The following is a 1,137-nucleotide window of genomic DNA, read 5'->3' as shown; positions in this document are numbered from 1 at the left end:
ACAGGTGATCCGGCCGCGCCAGGGGAATGTGGGCTGGCCCGCCTCGGCGGCGTTGTCGGAATACGGGTTCGGCAGCGTGTTGCCGGGCGGCACGTCCATAAGGATGAAGGGATAGAAGGTCACCCGCAGCCCGCGCGCCTTCATCTCCTGGATGGCCTGCAACACCGCGAAGTCCGACGGCGTGCCGCCATAGACCGGCCGATCCTGATCGTCGCGGCTGACGAGGAAGGCGCTGGCGCGGCTGACGCCGTTCACCGACCAGCTGGCCGGCGTGGTCGACTTGGCCGACACCTCGACGCCCGGCCGCACGTTGCAGGAGTCCGCGCGCAGATCGTCGCCGAACCAAGCCACCACGAGGCTGACGCTCTCGACCGCAGGCGCCATCGCCTGCAGCCGGTCGAGCGCTTCGACCATGTCCGGGGAGTCTGCCAGCGCGTTCAGGTTCTCGGGCACCGTCGCGCCGCCATCGGTCTTGCGGATCGCCTGCGTCGCGTAGGTGAACTCGCCCGAGGCCGGGATCATGGTGACGGCGCGGGTCAGCCCCTCGGCGGTGTCGGGATCGGCCAGCGGGCGGAACACCTCGAACGACAGCTGCGGCAGGCGGTTGCCATAGGTCGAGAGCGCCAGTTCCTCGAAGACCACATAGGCGGTGCCGCGATAGGCAGGCGTGCTGGCCGCGCCCATCTTTGCCGCGATGAACGGGTCCGCCGTCTGCGCCTCGTCGCCGGGATACCAGCGCCACGTGACGCCGGAGAGGTCCATCGGCTTGCCGTCAGCCCATATGCGGCCAATGCCGGTGATCGGTCCCTCGCACAAGGCGACGGCGAAGCTGGCGTAGTAGAGATACTCGGTGGTCTTGACCTTGCCGCCCCCGCCGCCCTTGCCGCCGCCTTGGGTGGTGGTCTTCGTCTCCTCGCGGAAATCGGTCGCCCAGATGATGTTGCCGCCCATCCGCATCCGGCCATAGAGCCGCGGGATGACCGCGCCCTCGGTGGCCGAGGTGATGCGCAGCGTGTCGAGCCGCGCGCCCTCGATGCGCTGGGTGGGCGCGAGCGACGAGATGATCCAGCTGTCGACGACAGAGCCGATGGTGGAGCCGATGAAGCCGCCGATGGTCGCGGCGCTGACGCCGAGGAT

1 pseudogene is annotated in these 1,137 nt (G+C 69.1%); it reads right to left on the bottom strand.

The window, feature by feature from the left end:
- A pseudogene (locus tag DRV84_RS15120) lies at positions 1-1,137 on the bottom strand (baseplate multidomain protein megatron); the annotation flags it as partial.

It is taken from the genome of Rhodosalinus sediminis, from assembly GCF_003385555.1.
GTDB classification, from domain to species: Bacteria; Pseudomonadota; Alphaproteobacteria; order Rhodobacterales; family Rhodobacteraceae; genus Rhodosalinus; species Rhodosalinus sediminis.
The sequence above is the reverse complement of the archived record's forward strand: the minus strand, read 5'-3'. Positions and strand labels throughout refer to the sequence as shown.